A 1,443-nucleotide genomic window follows, 5' to 3' on the forward strand; every position below is an offset into this window, starting at 1 on the left:
GGGAGTGGGCAAAACTTGGGGGTGTCTGTGTATGCTAGTGGTTCATTGAGGGGGGAACTACCATGGACGTGCGGATTATTGTCGAGACGACCTTCGAGAATGGAACCATAAAGAGGCATCGTCTCGGCCGTCTATCCCGCCCATCTCGGCGCACGCAGCCTGAGGGGTTTGGGTTGTTGCTCGAAGATGCGAAGACGATCCTGGGGCAATTGCAGAATGTGATCCTGCGCGACCAGATCGAGGAAATTTCCGAAGCCAGCCGGTTCTGTCCGGACTGCGACGGGGTACGGACTATACATGATTATCGGTCGCGGGTGCTCGACACACTATTCGGCAGGTTCGAGGTCAAAGCGCCGCGCATTCGCCGTTGCGCCTGCAATGCAAAATCCGATGTTGTCTTGGGCGGACCGCTTTCGCCTCTCGCTCACTTTTTTCCGGATCGATCGACCCCGGAACTGCGACGCCTTCGGGCCGAACTTGGGGCGCGTCATTCCTTCCGGGAAGCGGCGCGTATCCTGGAAACCTTCCTGCCTTGCGCGAAGCAGGTGAATACATCGGTGCGCAATCGACTGGGCAAAGTTGCCCGAGAAATCTGCGACAGCGAGCAGACTGAGCCGTTGGTTCCTTCAGCCGCCGAGGAGGCGCCTGCGCTGACGGTTTTCCTGGACGGTGCGCATATCCGATGCAGGCCGGAATACCAGAAGCGACACCTCGATGTTGTGGTCGGCAAAATCGAAAGCCACGATAGGTGCCGTCGCTTCGGCTTGGTGCAACAGGCGGTGTTGTCACCTGCCAGCCAGCTTCGCCAGGACTTGAAGGCTCTCGGTTGGGATCACGAACAAACCGTCACGGTAATTTCGGACGGGGAACCAGCCCTGCCAAACCTCGTCCGGAATGCCGTCGATGGAAAGGTCCGCCACATCCTCGACTGGTGGCATATCTCGATGCGTATTCAGCACGTCGAGAACGCCGTAAAAGGCCTGCTGCAGAGCAGGGGTTTCTCCGGCATTCCAGTGCTGTTCAAACGTCCGGCCGAAACGCTGCGACGGTACCTTTGGCATGGAAAAGTTCTAACGGCCACGACCAGTCTGCAATGGTTGATGGTCGATTGCGCGCGGCTGGTTACAGATGACCGCGTGGTGACTGAAGCGGCTCGGCGAGTGCAAGCTCGGTGCCGAGACCTCTATTCATACCTTGCGAACAACATGGACAATCTGACGAACTACGGTAAGCGACATCGAAGAGGTCTTCCGGTCTCTTCATCCCGGGCAGAGGGCTGCGTGGACGACATCGGGAACACCCGCATGGGCAAGCGCCGCCGCATGAGATGGTCACCCAATGGAGCCCACCGCGTGGCTGTTGTCCGCGCCGCCGTTCTCGACGGTCGGCTAACCTGCGCTTACCAAAGAGCAGCCGCATGACCCCCAAGTTTTGCCCACTCCC

Annotated in this window: 1 protein-coding gene; it reads left to right on the forward strand. The window is 59.0% G+C overall.

The genetic code is table 11. The features are described from left to right. Nucleotides 1-62: 62 nt before the first annotated feature. A complete protein-coding gene (locus BHD06_RS22640; protein ID WP_080459192.1) occupies nt 63-1,421 on the forward strand; it encodes an ISKra4 family transposase in 1,359 nt (452 codons plus the stop codon). Nucleotides 1,422-1,443: the final 22 nt, after the last annotated feature.

This window comes from Roseovarius sp. A-2, assembly GCF_002072155.1.
In the GTDB taxonomy this organism is placed as follows: Bacteria; Pseudomonadota; Alphaproteobacteria; order Rhodobacterales; family Rhodobacteraceae; genus Roseovarius.